Raw genomic sequence first — 17,069 nt, forward strand, 5'->3', positions numbered from 1 at the left:
TTTTAAAGCGAAAAGATGGTTTTCATTTCCCTCTATAAAAAGGCTAAATGATATTCTATTTAACGTGCATCTTTTCTCTTATGTACACTTTGAATAATGGAGCTTAAGCCTGTGTTAATTTTGTAAACTTTATCAGTGAGCACATGGCTTTTTTTCATCGACGCTTTACACAAGGCCCGGCAATTATGGCATAATCTTCATAATTTCTTGTATTTATTCTCGGTATTTCTTTTATGAATCTGGAGCGGGTCGATCTCAATCTATTAATTTATCTTGATGTACTTCTTCGCGAAAAAAATGTCACACGTGCAGCAGAACAACTGGGCGTTACCCAGCCTGCCATGAGTAACATCTTACGCCGATTACGCAATTTATTTAATGATCCCCTCCTGATTCGTTCTTCTGAAGGCATGACACCCACTGAACGTGCCTTAGAATTGCAGCCCCGCATTCGAGATGCGCTCGCTGATCTGTCGATGATCCTGGAACCACGTACCGAGTTCCGTCCATATACCTCAAATCGTGTCTTCCGGATCATGACCTCGGATTATGCAGAAGCCACGTTGGTTCCACGTCTGGTTAAAGCCCTACGTTCAGAAGCACCGAACGTGGTATTAGACTTCCTGACGCCAAGTGACGTGTCATATCGTGACATGGAACAAGGCAAGGTCGATCTGGCAATCAACCGTTTTAATGAAATCCCGCAAAGTTTTCATCAGGTTTTGGTCTGGCGTGACAGCTTTTCTTGCCTTTTAAATAACAAGCATCCTGCTGCAAGCAACTTAAACCTTAAAAGTTACCTGGATGCACAGCATATCTGGGTTTCCAAAACCGGTATGGGTGTTGGCTTCGGGGTAAATCCTGAAAAACAGGCCGGTTTAGGCTGGATCGATCAGGCTTTAGAACGTATTGGCCAGAAACGTAAAATCTCAGTCTTTACCCGTCACTACCAGATGCCGGGGTTATTGGCTGCCAATGTCGATCTGGTCGCAACACTGCCTTCACGCATTGCACGTTTGCAAGCCAAGAATCACAATTTAATTCTCAAAGATCCGCCGTTTTATATTCCTGAATTTGAATTAAAAATGGCATGGTGTCCTTTATTGCATCATCATCCTGCACATCGCTGGTTACGTCAGCTGATTCTGTATGTCGCCCGTCAAATGATTGAAGAAGAAAATCGTGAATTCCTGAACAATAATTCTCAATTTTCACCCTATTAAACTCAAATTCTTCTAAATTCTTATTTTTTAAGATTATACTTTGAAGACTTGAGAGGTAGTTTTTACACCTCAAGTCTTTTTTTGTGTTAAAAATATCCCAAGATACTATTCATCCACAGGTGGATTTGTGAGCCTCTTACAAAATATCGTGATTATCTTAATACTCATCGCGGGGGCCGGTTTTTTATCTTTAACAGAAATCGCCCTCGCAGGTGCCCGTAAAGTCAAACTCAAAATTCTGGCTGAATCGGGTGAACATCGCGCTCAAAAAGTTTTAGATCTACAAGAAAATTCTGCTGACTTCTTCGCAGCCTCTCAAATCGGTTTAAATGCAGTCGCTATTCTCGGCGGTATTTTAGGTGAAGGCGCTTTCCGTCCTTATATTTTTAATTTTGTTTCCCGCTTTTACCAGGGTCCTTGGACTGAAAATATCAGCTTTGTGCTTTCTTTTACTGTCGTTACTTCTTTATTTATTTTATTTGCAGATTTAATGCCGAAGCGTCTGGCCATGATTGCGCCAGAAAAGATCGCAGTCTCAGTCATCGAGCCAATTCAGATTTTCATTAAAGTCTGCAAACCTTTGGCCTGGTTTATCAATGCCATTGCTAACATGCTGTTCCGTCTGTTTAAAGTGAATACCATCCGTGATGACAATATTACTTTTGATGATATTTCCGCAGTGATGGATGCGGGTGCACAGGCCGGTGTACTACAAAAACAGGAACATCATTTCATTGAAAATGTATTCGAGCTTGAAGAGCGTAACGTTCCTTCGAGTATGACCACACGTGAAAATGTGGTGTTCTTTACCTTAAATGAACCGGAAGTAAGTATTCGGCAAAAGCTGGCGGAATATCCCTATTCCAAGTTTCTGGTGTGTAGTAATGACATCGACAGTGTGATTGGCTATGTCGATGCCAAAGATATTCTGGTGCGTATTTTGAATAACCAGTCGCTGCTGCAACTCAATGAAAATACCATCCGTAATGTCCTGACTATTCCTGACACTTTGACCTTATCGGAAGTTCTGGACCGTTTCCGTTCCACCAAGGAAAAGTTTGCCGTCGTCATTAATGAATATGCGCTGGTCGTTGGCGTGATTACCCTTTCTGATATTATGATTACCGTGATGGGTGACTGGGTGACGCCTATTGAAGCCGATCAGCAAATTATTAAACGTGACAATAATTCCTGGCTGATTGAAGGCAGCACGCCGATTGAAGACATCAAGCATGCGCTTGAAATTGATGAAATGCCTGATGATGAGAACTATGAAACCATCGCTGGCTTCATGATGTATAAATTACGCAAGATTCCACGTCCTGCAGATGCCGTGATATTTGGTGCTTATAAGTTTGAAGTGGTGGATGTCGATCATTTTAAAATTGACCAGTTGCTGGTGACCCGCCTAATCGAAACCAATTCAGTTATTCAAGAAGAATCAGATTAATCTGGTTCTTCTTTTTAGCCCTCTATTCAAAAAATTATTCTAATAAAAAAATCCATAAGGTGAGTGATGAATATTTCTGCATTATTGGCATGTCTGTTTTTTTATTCAGCCCTGTATTTGTTTTACTTCTTCTTTGCCAAACAACAGAATCCCCTGCTTTTACTGGCAGCCATCATTCTGATGGTTTTAACGGTGTTCATTATTCCCTACCCGCATGAACGTCGCCGTCAAGGATTCGACTCCACCTTGAGATTTGGAGAGTATTTTTATTGGCCCTTGATTACCTGGTGGCGTTTATTTATTTTGCCCATCAGTTGGCTGATTGCACTGATGTATCGTGATTAAAAAAAGCACCCGAAGATGCTTTTGTTTATATCTAGTTACAGCTTAGATTTTTGCTAATAAAGCCTCAAGAACGGCTTGATAGTGAATCTGGATATCATCTTCTAAAATTTTGTAGGCATTATCGAATTGCACCATAGGCCAGCCTTCTTTCCAGAATGGGAAAATATTATGCAGGTCATGGGTGACAATTGCATCTTCACGCACAATTGCTTGGGCAATTTGTGACAGTACCTGTGCAGTTTCAGCACCATCAATTGCCATATAATCAATACCGCGCGCTTTTAAAATACGGATCCGGTCTTTTTTATAACGGATTTTTTTGATTTGTGCTGCATTTAGACCCAAAGCCAAAGATACGGCTTCGACAAACTTGTCTTCAAATGACTGATTCAATGCTACTAAGGCTGCTTTATGCGCTTCCTGACGACCAGCTTTAACACCCTGACGAATTGCTGCTTGCGCCTCAGTATTTAGCTCATCCTTTTTCATACTTTGCAGGATGTCTAAAATTTCGATGTCGCTTAACGCCTGAGGAGATTGATCAGTCATAAACTGTCCTTAAAAAAATAAATCTTGAATCGGCTATTTTCGCATAATTCGTGGCTAAAAAATCAAAATCTTCATGATTAAAACAGCGCTACGACCTGAAACTGCATTTCTTCTGCGATTTTGCGCAAAATCGACTATAGTGCTTCATCTATATATTAAATTAATCTCTGGATGATGCCCACTACGCAAGTGACTTTGTTGCTGCAGCAACTTAAGCGCCAATATCCGACTGCATTTAAAGGAAATTACCTGTTTTACAGTCAGATTAAAGTCCGTGGAATCTGGGGTAAAGCCAAGCTTTTAATTCCTTGGGCCTTGGCCGCCATGATTTTTGTTCCCATCAGTTTGATGTTAGGAGATTTCGTACAGCAATCTTTTGTGCAAATCAGCGAATTTCAGGCGCAGAGTTATGCCATGTTGGCCATTCTACTGTTCCTGATGTTGAGTCTCACCTTGATTCTGTACCAGATTCAGCATTCTTCTTATTCGCTGTATCAATTATTACGGCATACCCCGATCAAGATGGCTATTGTGATTCTGATGCAAGCGTTAAATCTGGTCTTTATACAAAGCAGTTTGCTGATGTGGAGCTTATTCTTCTTTGGCGTGAGCTTTGGTTTTGTGCGCTTTTATCGAGAAAATTTATTCAAGGAAAATAGTAAAAATACTGAGCACTATCAGCTACAACAATTACGTAAAATCTGTTTCTGGGCTTATAAACAAACCTGCCTGATCCGACTAAAATTACGTTTTTATTCAAGCCATGATCCTCGGTATGCCGAACTAAAACAGCAATTAAATCACTATGCCGGGTTATATACGCGGCTGCTGAAATATGAGCATCAATATTGTAAAACGATCAAGCATCTAGATGTCGACAGCTATCTGGATGAAAATTCATAGTTCTCTCTATCCTTTTTCATTGGTCGTCTTAAAGATCTGCAAATATTAACTTTTAAAAACGCTGATTTGCTGGTTTTTAGAATAGAAGCCACGGAATTGCTTGAAAAGAAAGCAATCATTTCTGAATTTGCTTGCCAAGCTTTATTTCGTCCTCTATTATTGCGCACATGCCCGAGTGGTGAAATCGGTAGACACAGGGGATTTAAAATCCCCCGCCCACAAAGCGTGCCAGTTCGAGTCTGGCCTCGGGCACCATTTTAATCTTTATTAAAATGGTGCAATAAAAAATCCAGCATTAGGCTGGTTTTTTTGTGCCTGCATTTTATTCTTTTAGCGCGAAATCCCCATGTCAGAATTAAAACACTTCGATCTCGCTACATTACAATTACGTCATCCAGACGCTTTTTTCCTGAAGCTGCGTTATAGCCGCTTTAAATTTAATGCCCTGCAAAATATCCAGTTTGTTCTCGCGATTAATTTACTCTCTCTTCTGATCTGTGTAGCCTGCAGCATCAGTTCAGTATTCCTGGAATATTATTTTTTCAAGAATGCCACGATTGCCTTTAATGTCACCTTAATTGTGCTGATGGCACTACTCTATCCCTATATCTGGCATGCACAATATCAGGCGCAATTCAGCTCCAAAGCCTATAGTCAGCGTTTGCAAAATTGTCTCTATCTGCAAATTCCAATTTTTCTATGCTTATTGCTCAACTTCTATCTGATTCATTCGGATGTGCTGGTTATTATCAGCATGATCATTTTAGCGCTATCCTCTTTTGGCGCTGTGATCTTGGAACCTTTATTTAAAAGTTCCTGTAATGCAATTGATCAAATCAGGTTGCAGAAACTCCGGCAACTGGCTTTTTGGGCTTATCAACAGTCCAGATCCAAAACACCACAACAGATTCAGGGTCAGTCAAATCTGCAGGCTTATTACCAGAATCTTTATCAGCAATGCATGAATGAAGAGCAACAATTACTCGGCTCAATTCGCTTTAATAGCTTTAAAGATTATTTGAACAGACAATAAAAAACCCTGCATCTGCAGGGTTTTCTTAAATCACCATTCACGATTGGTAATCAGTTCTTCCATTTCAATCTCGAACAGGCCGTGCTCTTGCACCACCATCATCATGGCTTCGGCAATATAATCCGCGGCAGTATCATCCAGAGACGAATCCAGATCTTCGAACTGAGGTTTCATGACATTAATATCAGCCACAGTCAGATTGGCAAGCTGATAAATCTCTTGATCTGACAAACCTGATTTAGCGACTTTTTGGGCAAAACGTTCGATGTGCTGCTTGATTTCAGCAACCAGAATATCGGGATAATACTCATCATCGAACATGGGGAGAAGTAAATCTGCAAACATTACAGGCACTCTAAAGGATGACTATCTAATCTAAGCGTGCCTATATAGCATATTGTTGCTTAAAAGCCAAACAACATTGCCAATGTAGGGATTTCCCAGCCTCGCTTTCTAAGCCATTTGCATGGCTTGCCAGACTTTAATCGCATCGGCTGTAGCCTTAACATCATGTGCCCGTACCATACATGCACCCTGCTGAATACTCAACAAATGCGCTGTTGCCGAACCTATTGCACGCTCTTGCGGTGCTGCACCATCTAGAACTGTCCCAATAAAGCGTTTACGAGATAAAGCAGACAAAATCGGATAGCCCATTTCTGTCAGTTTATAAAACTCTTGCAACAGCTTGAGATTTTGCTGGGCATTTTTAGCGAAACCAAAACCTGGATCAATCATGATATTTTCCGCTTTCACTCCCACATCCAAGGCATCCTGAACGCGTTGGGATAACTCACGAATCACATCAGCAGTGACATCTTCATATTGATCCAGATTGTTCATGGTGGTCGGTTCACCGCGCATATGCATGATGATCACTGGAATATTCAGCTCTGCTGCGGTCTGCAATGCATTCGGCCGAGTCAAAGCACGGACATCATTCCAGATATGCGCTCCGGCCTGAACTGCTGCGCGTATGACTTCAGGTTGCGACGTATCAATCGAGAGAATGATATTATGTTTGGATAAAGCTTCAACCACAGGCACCACGCGGCGAATTTCTTCCTCCACTTCTACTGCTGCTGCACCTGGACGGGTCGATTCACCCCCAATGTCGATGACGGTTGCGCCTTCAGCCATCATTTCCAGTGCGCGGGCGACTGCATCTTCTTTTTGATTATGCCAGCCACCATCACTAAAAGAATCCGGGGTGACATTGAGAATCCCCATTACATGCGGCTGGGATAAGTCCAATTTTAAATCACCAAATGTCCATACATGTGGTAACAAAGGCATCAGCTGCATGATTCAATACTCACTTAAAATAACCCCGATATTGTCTTATGGATAGTTAATTAAAGCAAAGATGAATAAGGCCAGGACCTAGATTTCGAAGTAATTATTTCGGGAATATTGCATCATCTTAGTTTGTAATAATGTTTTCACATCTGACCATTCACTTTCTAAAATACTATAGATGTAGCTATCTCGAATAGTCTGTCCATCTTTACGCAGCATATGACACCTGATAATGCCATCCCGCTTGGCACCTATTCCTTCAATCGCTTTCTGGCTAGGAAGATTCAAGTGATCAGTCCGAAAGCCGACAACCTGAACGTTTAAACTTTCAAAAGCATGTCTTAACAAGAGATACTTACATGCGCGATTTACATAAGTTCTGTGATAGCCCTTGGCATACCAGGTATAACCAATTTCAAAACGTGGAATTTCCGTCTTAATATCATGATAACTGGTAGTTCCAATTGCTTGACCGGAGTTTAAATCGATCACAGCAAAAGCCATCCTTTCACCTTGAGCTTGCTGTTCAAAGGCCTGCGAAAAATATTTTTTTAAGTTATGCAGATAAGGCACTGAGTTATATAAAATCTCGCCTAAATTTTCTTCAGCGCATGCGATGGCTAAATCAGAAAAATGTTCCCAGCTCAACGGTTCAAGACGAAGCTGGTAAACACTGGATTCCAGCACAGGTATATTCATTTTTGTTTTTCTTATTCATTTTTAATAGCTCAATATAACATTCAAAAAGATATGACAAAAATGACAAGCATAAAAAAACCACCCGAAGGTGGTTTTTTTATTGAACTTAGTTCGCTGGCAATGGCGGAGGAGTCAACGGACCATCATCTGGCGTTACATCAATCACAGGATTATCTGCAACATAGACTTTTGGTGGCTGAGGCTCACGACCTTCCATGATGTCACGGATTTGATCACGATCAATGGTTTCCCATTCCATCAAGGCTTTCACCATCGCATGGGCAATATCTTTTTTGCTTTCCAAGATATCGCGTGCGATTTTATATTGCTCATCTAGAATTCGACGAATTTCACGATCGACTTCTAGTTGTGTGGTTTCCGAAATACTGCGGCTACCAATACTGCCCATGAAAGATTGCTGTGCATCTTCTTCATAGACCATGACACCGAGTTTGTCCGACATACCATATTTGGTCACCATTGCACGTGCCATTTTGGTTGCACGTTCGAAGTCATTTGAAGCGCCGGTCGACATCTGGTTAATGAAGACTTCTTCAGCAATACGGCCACCAAACAAAATCGAAAGTTCATTCAACATTTTGTCTTTGTAATGGCTGGTCTGGTCAAATTCAGGCAGCTGCCAGGTAACACCTAAAGCCCAGCCACGTGGCATGATTGTCACCTTATGCACAGGATCTGTACCTGGCAAGCTTTCAGCAACAATCGCATGCCCTGCTTCATGATAAGCCGTCGCACGACGCTCTTCATCACGAAGTACCATCGATTTACGCTCAGGCCCCATATACAGCTTGTCTTTTGCATCTTCAAAGTCATGCATATCGACGGTGTTTTTGTTACGGCGTGCAGCAAATAAAGCAGCTTCATTCACCAGGTTTGCTAATTGCGCACCCGAGAAGCCCGGTGTACCACGTGCAAGAACTTTAACATCCACACCTGTCACTGAAGGCAATTTTTTCAAATGTACATTCAGGATTTGTTCACGACCTTTAATGTCTGGCAAACCAACCACAACTTGACGGTCAAAACGGCCTGGACGAAGAAGTGCTTTATCCAGTACATCTGCACGGTTGGTTGCAGCAATCACGATAATGCCTTCATTGCCCTCAAAGCCGTCCATTTCAACCAGCATCTGGTTCAGTGTCTGTTCACGTTCATCGTGACCACCACCAGTACCTGAACCACGATGACGACCGACTGCATCAATCTCATCAATAAAGATGATACATGGCGCATGACGTTTCGCCTGTTCGAACATGTCACGAACACGGGATGCACCGACACCGACAAACATCTCAACGAAGTCAGAACCTGAAATACTAAAGAATGGAACTTTCGCTTCACCGGCAATGGCTTTGGCAAGTAGGGTTTTACCCGTACCTGGAGGACCGACCATTAACACACCGCGTGGAATACTCGCACCCAGACGTTTAAATTTGGTTGGATCTTTCAGGAAATCTACGATTTCAACGACTTCTTGCTTGGCTTCGTCACAACCAGCAACATCAGTGAAAGTGACTTTAATCTGGTCTTCAGACAGCATTTTGGCTTTAGATTTACCAAAACTCATTGGGCCGTTTTTGCCACCTGCACCGCCACCCATGTTGCGCATAAAGAACATGAATAACAAAATGATTAAAAGTACAGGGAAACTTGCAATAAGCAACTGCATGAGCAAGCCTTGACGTTGTGGTGCTTCACCTTCAACCACAACATTATTTTTAATCAGGCTTGGCATCAGTTCAGGATCCTGAACTGCCGGACGGATACTTTCAAACTCTGAACCGTTCGATTTTTCGCCACGGATTCTTTCGCCGTCAATCACAACTTGTTTAATTTGGCCAGCATTGACCGCGGCAACAAACTCTGAGTAGTTCATTGTAGTCGGTTGATTGCGGTCACTGACGTTGCTGAAGATTAACACCAGCACACCCAGTATCACGAGCCACAATACGGCATTCTTAAAAAGATCGCTCAAAGCTTTATTCCCATTCCAATCTAATTTGATCATGCCCTGTTCAGGGTGACCTTAATACTTAAGCTGTAAATCAACTTACAATTATCTGAAAACGTACAAAATGCACAATTTTTAACGACTTGGCAAGTAGACTTATTTTAAAGCCTTCTTACGTCCCTGCCCGATCAGGAAAACTTCTTTAGAGCGAGCACGTGATGCCAAGGGTTTAGATGTTTTCAGAATATCAAAACTATCAACCACTTGCTTACGGAATTCGTCAAAACCTGAGCCTTGGAAAACTTTTACCACAAATTGACCTTTAGGGCCTAGCACCTTATTGGCAAAATCCAGTGCAAGTTCACACAAGTAAATCTGACGCGGTTGATCTACAGCCTTATTACCTGATGTATTGGGGGCCATATCTGAAATTACAACGTCTACAGTACGACCATCTAAAATTTCTAGCAGTTTTTGGAAAACTTCTTCTTCACGGAAGTCACCTTGCAGAAAAGTGACATCTGGTAAAGCATCCATTGGTAAAATATCAGATGCAATCAATAAACCCTTATCGCCAACAAGTTTACCGGCAATCTGTGACCAGCTGCCTGGCGCTGCGCCCAGGTCGACCACAGTCATACCAGGTTTAATGATTTTATACTTTTCTTGCATTTCTAAGAGCTTATATGCTGCACGCGCACGATAGCCTTCCTTTTGTGCCTTTTTCACATAAGGATCGTCTAAATGCTCTCTCATCCAATCACGACTACTTTTAGATAACTTTTGGTTGGTAATGCGTGTAGCCATAACTCTCTAAATAAAAAAATGTCTCATTATTAATTGTACGTGAAAAAGACTTATTTTGCAGTATACATGTGTATCTAAATCTAAGGCTTTTGCTCTCTCCGTGGACAGATTGAATATGATTATTTCCTGATAATTTACAGCGTTTATTTTTTGCTTTTGCTATACTAAGCCGTTTTAAAATTCAGGTTATCTCTCATGGCGGCTTTATCTATTCAGGAACGTAAGCGTTTACGTCAAATCGGACATACACTTAACCCAGTCGTGATGCTAGGTGACAAAGGTCTGACGGAAAATGTCATCGAAGAATTAGCGCGTGCTTTAAACGATCACGAACTGATTAAAGTTAAAATTGTCGCTGAAGATCGTGAAGCGCGTGCAGCGCTGATTGCTGAAATTTCAGAAGCGACTGGTGCTGAAGTGGTTCAAACTATTGGTAAAATTGCACTTCTTTATAAGAAAGCGGCAAAACAGAACCAAAAATTGTCCAATCTTGTTCGTTTCGCTCATTTGTCTAACTAAGTACAGGACTTATGGCAAGTTACGAACTTAGCGCATTTGATCGCCGTTTTCAGGCCATCTCTCTGGTTGCTGCCATTGAACAGCAAGGTCCATGTAGTTTAAATGTGGGCTTCTGGATCCGCGATCCAAATCATTACATCCTGTGGCCAGACATGGTAGCTGCACATCCCCGTCAGGATTTCTTGTGGGAACAGACCTGCTTTGAAATTTTTATTGGGGTTCAGGGTGAAGATTTTTATCGTGAGATTAATCTTTCCCCTTCTCAGGCCTGGCAGGCTTATCAATTTGAAGAATACCGTTATCCTGAAGATATGCCACCGCAAGCTGCGGATGATATTGAGCTGAATCAACTCAAACGTACGCATTATGGTCTTAATGTCAGTGTGGATCTGACTGATTTTATGGCAACACATAAACTGAAGTGGGAAAACTTGTTCCTGGGTTTATCTGCTGTTTTAAAAACCTCGCAGGGTGATCAATACTATGCCATGCAGCATAGTAGTCCTCAGGCAGATTTTCATAATAAACGTGACTGGTTACATGTGTTTTAAATAGATTGACGCTGTGCATCAGCCATTTAAAGTGTAACAGGCGAATAAAACGTGAGACTTAAAGTCTCACGTTTTTGTTTATTGCTCAACAATGATTGATCCTCTATGTAATTATTTTAGATTTTTTATCGTTTTCAACGTTCATATTTTAATGATGCAGATGATGCTGTTCCTGAATGGATTTCACAGCAGCATAAAGAATAAAAGCAAAAGTAATGATCATCAGAAGAATGGTCCCAAACACCAGTCCCAGTACTCCCAGACATAATACGATTACACCTAGATAAAGTATGCGCCCCAATCCGCTTTCCAGATTCAGTAGCATGATCAATATCAGTAAAATAAGTACACCTACAAAATGCTGTTGCATCGTGACCCCCTCTAATTGTTATTGTGAGTCCGTTTTGCTGCATAAAGACAAAGGAGAACATTTGATTGTTCTCCTTTTTAAATAGCGGCCTTTCAGCGCAGCCTAACTTTTCAGCTCAGGACTTTTGTCCGAGCTCTCTGTTTTCACCACGGGTTTGACTTTTTTCAGTACTTCAATGGTACTATCCTTAGAACGTTTAAAAGTATCGGTCAGATGTTCCTTATGCTTGGTCGAAATCTGACTGACATCTTCTTTCAGCTCTTTACCCAGATTGGATAAGTCTTCGACGACAGCGTTGAATTCTGTCTTGATAAAGCTTTTCAATTCGGTTAATTCTTTCTGCGAACCGAAAATCTGCTCCTTCAAAGTATCAATACGCTGTAACACTTCCTGCTTAAATTGACGCAATTGTTCCTGCACAGTATCGCTTAACTGTTTGGCTTCAACTTCAAGCTTTTCCTTACTTTCCTCGATGGTTTCAATTGCCTGATCTTTAGCCTCGACTGCTACTTTTTCAAGCTTCTCGGCAGTTTCAGTTACCACGCTCGGAGTGATTTTTTTAGATGTAGTAGATTTAGGTGCTGTAGCCATTTGTCTTGTTCCTATTGTTATATCGACTAAGCTATATTAGTAGATTTGATAAAAATTAAGATTTGATTTGTCTGACAATTATTAATTGCTTACATTTTTTCACATTGCTTACAAAACAGACTTCCATGCAAAAAGCAAGCCATTTATCTCATACTTTCGCTGCAAAGCCGTTGGACTTTAGGGGTCATTCTGCGTATAATGCCGTGTTAAGTTCAAGCGAGCAGACATAGGAGGGTAGGTTTAAAAAATAGCCTTCCTTTTTTTTCGTCTTCTCGCTTTTTTACAGCCTAAATTTCAGGAGCTTTGGTTTGAGCACCCCAGCAATTTTAGCCCTTGCCGACGGAACTATCTTTAAAGGTACTTCGATTGGCGCATCGGGTAGTACGACTGGTGAAGTCGTTTTCAACACTGCCATGACTGGCTATCAAGAAATTTTGACTGACCCGAGTTATGCACAGCAACTTGTGACACTGACTTACCCACATATCGGTAACACAGGCTGTAATGAAGAAGACGCTGAATCAGGTCGTATTCATAAGGTTTGGGCGAACGGATTGATCATTCGTGACCTGCCTTTACTGCACAGTAACTTCCGTTCAACCCAATCATTAGCTGAATATTTGGTACAACACAATGTTGTGGCAATTGCGGATATCGACACGCGTAAATTGACACGTATCTTACGTGACAAAGGTGCGCAAAATGGCTGTATCCTTGCTGGCGAAAATATCACTGAAGTTGAAGCGCTTGAAAAAGCACGTGCATTTGGTGGTTTAAACGGTTTAGACCTGGCAAAAGAATGTTGCGACCCTGAAGGTTTTGAATGGACTGAAGGCTCTTGGACATTAGGCAAAGGTTTCTCTCAACCAGAAGCTAAATTCCATGTTGTTGCATACGATTACGGTGTCAAAACCAACATCTTACGTATGCTCGCAGACCGCGGTTGTAAACTGACTGTTGTGCCGGCGCAAACTCCTGCTGCTGATGTACTTGCACTGAATCCAGATGGCGTGTTCCTTTCGAACGGTCCTGGTGATCCGGCTGCATGTGACTACGCAATTGAAGCTGTAAAAACAATTGTAGAAACCACTGAAATTCCAGTATTTGGTATCTGCCTGGGTCACCAGATCCTTGCGCTTGCAAGTGGTGCTAAAACCTTAAAAATGCCTCACGGCCACCACGGTGCGAACCATCCTGTACAAAATCTTGATAACGGTACAGTGATGATTACTTCTCAAAACCATGGCTTCGCAGTCGATGAAAGCAATCTGCCTGATGTGTTGCGTGTAACGCATCGCTCACTGTTTGATGGCACCAACCAAGGTATCCATCGTACAGACAAACCTGCGTTCAGCTTCCAGGGTCACCCTGAAGCAAGCCCGGGTCCACATGACTGCGCACCATTGTTCGATCATTTCATCGAACTTATCGAAGCATCTAAGAAGTAATTAAGGAAGCATCATGGCTAAACGTACTGACATTAAAAGCATCTTGATTATTGGTGCTGGTCCGATTGTCATCGGTCAAGCATGTGAGTTTGACTACTCAGGTGCTCAAGCATGTAAAGCCCTTCGTGAAGAAGGCTACCGCGTTATTTTGGTCAACTCGAACCCAGCGACCATCATGACCGACCCAACCATGGCAGATGCAACTTATATTGAGCCAATTACTTGGCAAACTGTTGCAGCGATTATTGAGAAAGAACGCCCAGATGCTGTTCTTCCGACCATGGGTGGTCAAACTGCATTGAACTGTGCCCTTGCCCTTGATGAGCACGGCATTTTAGAAAAATTCAATGTTGAATTGATCGGTGCGACCAAAGAAGCAATTGAAAAAGCTGAAGACCGTAAACTGTTTGACCAGGCAATGCGTAAAATTGGTCTTGAATGTCCAAAAGCTGACGTTGCTGAGTCAATGGAACATGCTTTAGAAATTCAAGCACGTTTCGGCTTCCCAGTAATTATCCGTCCATCATTCACCATGGGTGGTTCTGGTGGCGGTATCGCTTACAACAAAGAAGAATTCATCGAAATTTGTGAACGCGGTTTCGATCTTTCTCCGACTAAACAATTATTGATCGATGAATCTTTAATTGGTTGGAAAGAGTACGAGATGGAAGTTGTTCGTGACAAAAACGACAACTGTATCATCGTATGTACGATTGAAAACTTTGACCCAATGGGCGTACACACTGGTGACTCAATCACTGTTGCCCCTGCTCAAACGCTTACAGACAAAGAATTCCAACTTCTACGTAACGCATCTTTAGCTGTACTACGTGAAATTGGCGTAGAAACAGGTGGTTCTAACGTACAGTTCGGTATTTGTCCAAATACTGGTCGTATGGTTGTGATCGAGATGAACCCACGTGTATCACGTTCATCTGCCCTTGCCTCTAAAGCAACTGGTTTCCCAATTGCAAAAATCGCTGCGAAATTAGCGGTTGGTTACACGCTTGATGAGTTGAAAAACGACATCACTGGCGGTACCACACCTGCATCGTTTGAACCTGCAATTGACTACGTAGTTACTAAGATTCCTCGTTTCAACTTCGAGAAATTCCCACAAGCTGACGCAACGCTTACAACTCAGATGAAATCTGTCGGTGAAGTAATGGCGATTGGTCGTAACTTCCAGGAATCTGTACAAAAAGCCCTTCGTGGTCTTGAAGTGGGTGCTTCTGGTTTTGACGAAAAAATTGAAGTGGGTGCTGAAGGCGCGCGCGACAAAATCTTGCAAGAACTTAAAGTGCCAGGTCCAGAGCGTATCTGGTACGTGGGCGATGCATTCCGTCACGGCTTTACTTTAGACGAAGTATTCGCTGCAACGAACATTGACCGCTGGTTCTTGATTCAAATCGAAGACATCATCAAAACTGAAAACCAAATCAAAACTTTAGGTTTTGGCGACTTGAATGCGGACAACATCCGTGGATTCAAACGTAAAGGTTTATCAGATCTTCGCATTGCAGACTTGATGGGTATTTCACAAAAGCAATTCCGTAAACATCGTTGGAACCTGGGCGTAACGCCAGTTTACAAACGTGTCGATACATGTGCTGCAGAATTCGAATCTGATACAGCTTACATGTACTCAACTTACGATGAAGAATGTGAAGCAAATCCATCGAACAAAGACAAGATCATGGTGATCGGCGGTGGCCCTAACCGTATCGGTCAAGGTATCGAGTTCGATTACTGCTGTGTACACGCTGCCCTTGCGATGCGTGAAGACGGTTACGAAACCATTATGGTGAACTGTAACCCTGAAACTGTTTCTACGGATTACGACACTTCAGATCGTTTGTACTTCGAACCGATCACTTTAGAAGACGTTTTAGAAATCGTGCGTATCGAGAAGCCTAAAGGCATTATCGTTCAGTACGGTGGTCAAACACCTTTGAAATTGGCTCGTGCTTTAGAAGAAGCTGGTGCTCCAATCATTGGTACATCGCCTGACGCAATTGACCGTGCAGAAGACCGTGAACGTTTCCAGCAAATGATTCAACGTCTACAACTTCGCCAACCAAACAACAGCATCGTAAAATCTGCTGAAGAAGGTATGGCTGAAGCGTCTAAAGTAGGCTACCCACTTGTCGTACGTCCTTCTTACGTCCTTGGTGGTCGTGCGATGGAAATCGTGTACAACGATGAAGAACTTAAACGCTACTTACGTGATGCAGTTCAAGCATCTAACGAAGCGCCTGTTCTTCTTGACCGTTTCTTAGATGATGCGATCGAAGTTGACGTGGACTGCGTATCTGACGGTAAAGACGTGGTGATCGGCGGTATCATGCAGCACATTGAGCAAGCGGGTATTCACTCAGGCGACTCGGCATGTTCGATTCCTCCTTACTCTCTATCTAAAGAGATTCAGGACGAAATGCGCCGTCAAACCGTGGCTATGGCAAAAGAACTTGGCGTAATCGGTTTGATGAACGTTCAGTTTGCTGTAAAAGGTGAAGACGTTTACATCCTGGAAGTGAACCCACGTGCATCACGTACTGTGCCATTCGTTTCTAAATGTATCGGCGAATCTTTAGCGAAAGTTGCTGCACGTTGTATGGCGGGTCAATCTCTAGAATCTCAAGGATTCACCTCAGAGATTATTCCTGAGCACTTCTCTGTCAAAGAAGCCGTGTTCCCATTCAACAAGTTCCCTGGTGTTGACCCGATCCTTGGCCCTGAGATGAAATCGACTGGCGAAGTGATGGGCGTTGGTAAAACATTTGGTGAAGCGTTCTATAAAGCTGTTTTAGGTGCAAACGAGCGTTTACCAGGTCTTCCAACTGAAGGCGAAGTGAAACACGCATTTATCTCTGTACGTGACTCAGATAAACCACGTGCAGCGGGTATCGCAAAACAATTGATTGACCTAGGCTTCAAGATTCTTGCAACTGATGGTACATTTAAAGTGATTAGCGATGCTGGTCTGGAATGTGAACGTGTCAATAAAGTGACTGAAGGTCGTCCTAACATCGTGGACCGTATTAAGAACGGCGAAATCCACCTTGTGATTAACACGACTGAAGGCAAAAAGGCACAAGAAGACTCATTCTCGATCCGTCGTTCAGCCCTTCAAGGTAAAGTGTATAACACAACTACATTGAATGGTGCAGATGCAGTATGCCAAGCTTTAGCAATTAAATTGCCGATGGATGTATATCGTTTGCAAGACCTAACTAAAGGTTAATTCACTTCCAAGAAGTCCCGCCACCTTCTTGGTGGCGGGCTTTTTTTTATTTATAGATTCTATATC

General features: G+C 42.3%; 17 protein-coding genes and 1 tRNA gene. 10 read left to right on the plus strand and 8 right to left on the minus strand.

Annotated features, from left to right (window positions below; translation table 11 throughout):
* Positions 1-233 precede the first annotated feature (233 nt).
* The 3 genes from FTV08_RS00935 to FTV08_RS00945 all read left to right on the plus strand — a co-directional run bounded on the left by FTV08_RS00935 (position 234) and on the right by FTV08_RS00945 (position 3,018).
* Positions 234-1,223, plus strand: coding sequence for a LysR family transcriptional regulator (locus FTV08_RS00935; RefSeq protein ID WP_180086288.1), 990 nt, complete (start codon positions 234-236; stop codon positions 1,221-1,223).
* A gap of 127 nt (positions 1,224-1,350) precedes the next feature.
* Complete coding sequence (locus FTV08_RS00940) at positions 1,351-2,673, plus strand: hemolysin family protein (protein WP_005265856.1); 1,323 nt, start codon at positions 1,351-1,353, stop codon at positions 2,671-2,673.
* A gap of 66 nt (positions 2,674-2,739) precedes the next feature.
* The gene (locus FTV08_RS00945; RefSeq protein ID WP_180086290.1) at positions 2,740-3,018 is read left to right on the plus strand and encodes a hypothetical protein; all 279 of its coding nucleotides are present in this window, start codon (positions 2,740-2,742) and stop codon (positions 3,016-3,018) included.
* A gap of 42 nt (positions 3,019-3,060) precedes the next feature.
* On the opposite strand, the gene FTV08_RS00950 is transcribed toward FTV08_RS00945, so the two are convergent.
* Positions 3,061-3,567 carry a hypothetical protein gene (locus tag FTV08_RS00950; RefSeq protein WP_180086292.1) on the minus strand — a complete coding sequence of 169 codons (507 nt, stop codon included), beginning with the start codon at positions 3,565-3,567 and terminating at the stop codon, positions 3,061-3,063.
* Positions 3,568-3,741: 174 nt separating this feature from the next.
* On the opposite strand from FTV08_RS00950, the gene FTV08_RS00955 reads away from it, so the two are divergent.
* From FTV08_RS00955 to FTV08_RS00965, 3 genes are all read left to right on the plus strand, one after another.
* Entirely contained in the window at positions 3,742-4,470 is a 729-nt protein-coding gene (locus FTV08_RS00955; RefSeq protein ID WP_180086496.1) for a hypothetical protein, read from the plus strand.
* 169 nt (positions 4,471-4,639) lie between these two features.
* A tRNA-Leu gene (locus FTV08_RS00960) sits at positions 4,640-4,725 on the plus strand.
* A 91-nt stretch (positions 4,726-4,816) separates the two neighbouring features.
* Complete coding sequence (locus FTV08_RS00965; protein WP_180086294.1) at positions 4,817-5,503, plus strand: hypothetical protein; 687 nt, start codon at positions 4,817-4,819, stop codon at positions 5,501-5,503.
* Positions 5,504-5,533: 30 nt separating this feature from the next.
* Here FTV08_RS00965 and FTV08_RS00970 read toward each other — a convergent pair whose 3' ends face one another.
* From FTV08_RS00970 to rlmE, 5 genes are all read right to left on the minus strand, one after another.
* Positions 5,534-5,848, minus strand: coding sequence for a DUF5713 family protein (locus tag FTV08_RS00970; RefSeq protein ID WP_071850728.1), 315 nt, complete (start codon positions 5,846-5,848; stop codon positions 5,534-5,536).
* Positions 5,849-5,956: 108 nt separating this feature from the next.
* Positions 5,957-6,808 carry a dihydropteroate synthase gene (folP, locus tag FTV08_RS00975; RefSeq protein WP_180086296.1) on the minus strand — a complete coding sequence of 284 codons (852 nt, stop codon included), beginning with the start codon at positions 6,806-6,808 and terminating at the stop codon, positions 5,957-5,959.
* A gap of 78 nt (positions 6,809-6,886) precedes the next feature.
* A complete protein-coding gene (locus FTV08_RS00980) occupies positions 6,887-7,501 on the minus strand; it encodes a GNAT family N-acetyltransferase (RefSeq protein WP_180086298.1) in 615 nt (204 codons plus the stop codon).
* 106 nt (positions 7,502-7,607) lie between these two features.
* The gene (ftsH, locus tag FTV08_RS00985) at positions 7,608-9,497 is read right to left on the minus strand and encodes an ATP-dependent zinc metalloprotease FtsH (protein ID WP_004280565.1); all 1,890 of its coding nucleotides are present in this window, start codon (positions 9,495-9,497) and stop codon (positions 7,608-7,610) included.
* Positions 9,498-9,629: 132 nt separating this feature from the next.
* On the minus strand, positions 9,630-10,280 hold the full coding sequence (rlmE, locus tag FTV08_RS00990) for a 23S rRNA (uridine(2552)-2'-O)-methyltransferase RlmE (protein WP_005097715.1): 651 nt from the start codon (positions 10,278-10,280) through the stop codon (positions 9,630-9,632).
* A 195-nt stretch (positions 10,281-10,475) separates the two neighbouring features.
* Here rlmE and yhbY point away from each other — a divergent pair, with 195 nt between their 5' ends.
* A complete protein-coding gene (gene yhbY / locus FTV08_RS00995) occupies positions 10,476-10,799 on the plus strand; it encodes a ribosome assembly RNA-binding protein YhbY (RefSeq protein WP_005097716.1) in 324 nt (107 codons plus the stop codon).
* 11 nt (positions 10,800-10,810) lie between these two features.
* Positions 10,811-11,350: a DOMON-like domain-containing protein gene (locus FTV08_RS01000; protein WP_005169863.1), complete on the plus strand. Its 540-nt coding sequence runs from the start codon at positions 10,811-10,813 to the stop codon at positions 11,348-11,350.
* A 148-nt stretch (positions 11,351-11,498) separates the two neighbouring features.
* Here the strand turns inward: FTV08_RS01000 and FTV08_RS01005 are convergent, their stop codons facing one another.
* Both FTV08_RS01005 and FTV08_RS01010 read right to left on the minus strand, forming a co-directional pair.
* Positions 11,499-11,720: a hypothetical protein gene (locus tag FTV08_RS01005; protein ID WP_004280572.1), complete on the minus strand. Its 222-nt coding sequence runs from the start codon at positions 11,718-11,720 to the stop codon at positions 11,499-11,501.
* A 102-nt stretch (positions 11,721-11,822) separates the two neighbouring features.
* The gene (locus tag FTV08_RS01010; protein WP_005106335.1) at positions 11,823-12,311 is read right to left on the minus strand and encodes a hypothetical protein; all 489 of its coding nucleotides are present in this window, start codon (positions 12,309-12,311) and stop codon (positions 11,823-11,825) included.
* A gap of 308 nt (positions 12,312-12,619) precedes the next feature.
* Here FTV08_RS01010 and carA point away from each other — a divergent pair, with 308 nt between their 5' ends.
* Both carA and carB read left to right on the plus strand, forming a co-directional pair.
* Positions 12,620-13,759 (plus strand): glutamine-hydrolyzing carbamoyl-phosphate synthase small subunit, encoded by a 1,140-nt coding sequence (gene carA / locus FTV08_RS01015; protein ID WP_044108727.1) that lies wholly within the window; start codon positions 12,620-12,622, stop codon positions 13,757-13,759.
* A gap of 13 nt (positions 13,760-13,772) precedes the next feature.
* The gene (carB, locus tag FTV08_RS01020; RefSeq protein WP_180086300.1) at positions 13,773-17,003 is read left to right on the plus strand and encodes a carbamoyl-phosphate synthase large subunit; all 3,231 of its coding nucleotides are present in this window, start codon (positions 13,773-13,775) and stop codon (positions 17,001-17,003) included.
* The last annotated feature ends 66 nt before the right edge of the window (positions 17,004-17,069 follow it).

The organism is Acinetobacter sp. YH12226, assembly GCF_013417805.1.
GTDB lineage: Bacteria > Pseudomonadota > Gammaproteobacteria > Pseudomonadales > Moraxellaceae > Acinetobacter.

Coding starts and splice junctions, on each gene's coding strand:
- FTV08_RS00935 (WP_180086288.1), top strand. CDS start 234: ATGAATCTGGAGCGGGTCGATCTCAATCTATTAATTTATCTTGATGTA.
- FTV08_RS00945 (WP_180086290.1), top strand. CDS start 2,740: ATGAATATTTCTGCATTATTGGCATGTCTGTTTTTTTATTCAGCCCTG.
- FTV08_RS00950 (WP_180086292.1), bottom strand. CDS start 3,567: ATGACTGATCAATCTCCTCAGGCGTTAAGCGACATCGAAATTTTAGAC.
- FTV08_RS00955 (WP_180086496.1), top strand. CDS start 3,742: ATGCCCACTACGCAAGTGACTTTGTTGCTGCAGCAACTTAAGCGCCAA.
- FTV08_RS00965 (WP_180086294.1), top strand. CDS start 4,817: ATGTCAGAATTAAAACACTTCGATCTCGCTACATTACAATTACGTCAT.
- FTV08_RS00970 (WP_071850728.1), bottom strand. CDS start 5,848: ATGTTTGCAGATTTACTTCTCCCCATGTTCGATGATGAGTATTATCCC.
- folP (WP_180086296.1), bottom strand. CDS start 6,808: ATGCAGCTGATGCCTTTGTTACCACATGTATGGACATTTGGTGATTTA.
- FTV08_RS00980 (WP_180086298.1), bottom strand. CDS start 7,501: ATGAATATACCTGTGCTGGAATCCAGTGTTTACCAGCTTCGTCTTGAA.
- rlmE (WP_005097715.1), bottom strand. CDS start 10,280: ATGGCTACACGCATTACCAACCAAAAGTTATCTAAAAGTAGTCGTGAT.
- yhbY (WP_005097716.1), top strand. CDS start 10,476: ATGGCGGCTTTATCTATTCAGGAACGTAAGCGTTTACGTCAAATCGGA.
- FTV08_RS01000 (WP_005169863.1), top strand. CDS start 10,811: ATGGCAAGTTACGAACTTAGCGCATTTGATCGCCGTTTTCAGGCCATC.
- FTV08_RS01005 (WP_004280572.1), bottom strand. CDS start 11,720: ATGCAACAGCATTTTGTAGGTGTACTTATTTTACTGATATTGATCATG.
- FTV08_RS01010 (WP_005106335.1), bottom strand. CDS start 12,311: ATGGCTACAGCACCTAAATCTACTACATCTAAAAAAATCACTCCGAGC.
- carB (WP_180086300.1), top strand. CDS start 13,773: ATGGCTAAACGTACTGACATTAAAAGCATCTTGATTATTGGTGCTGGT.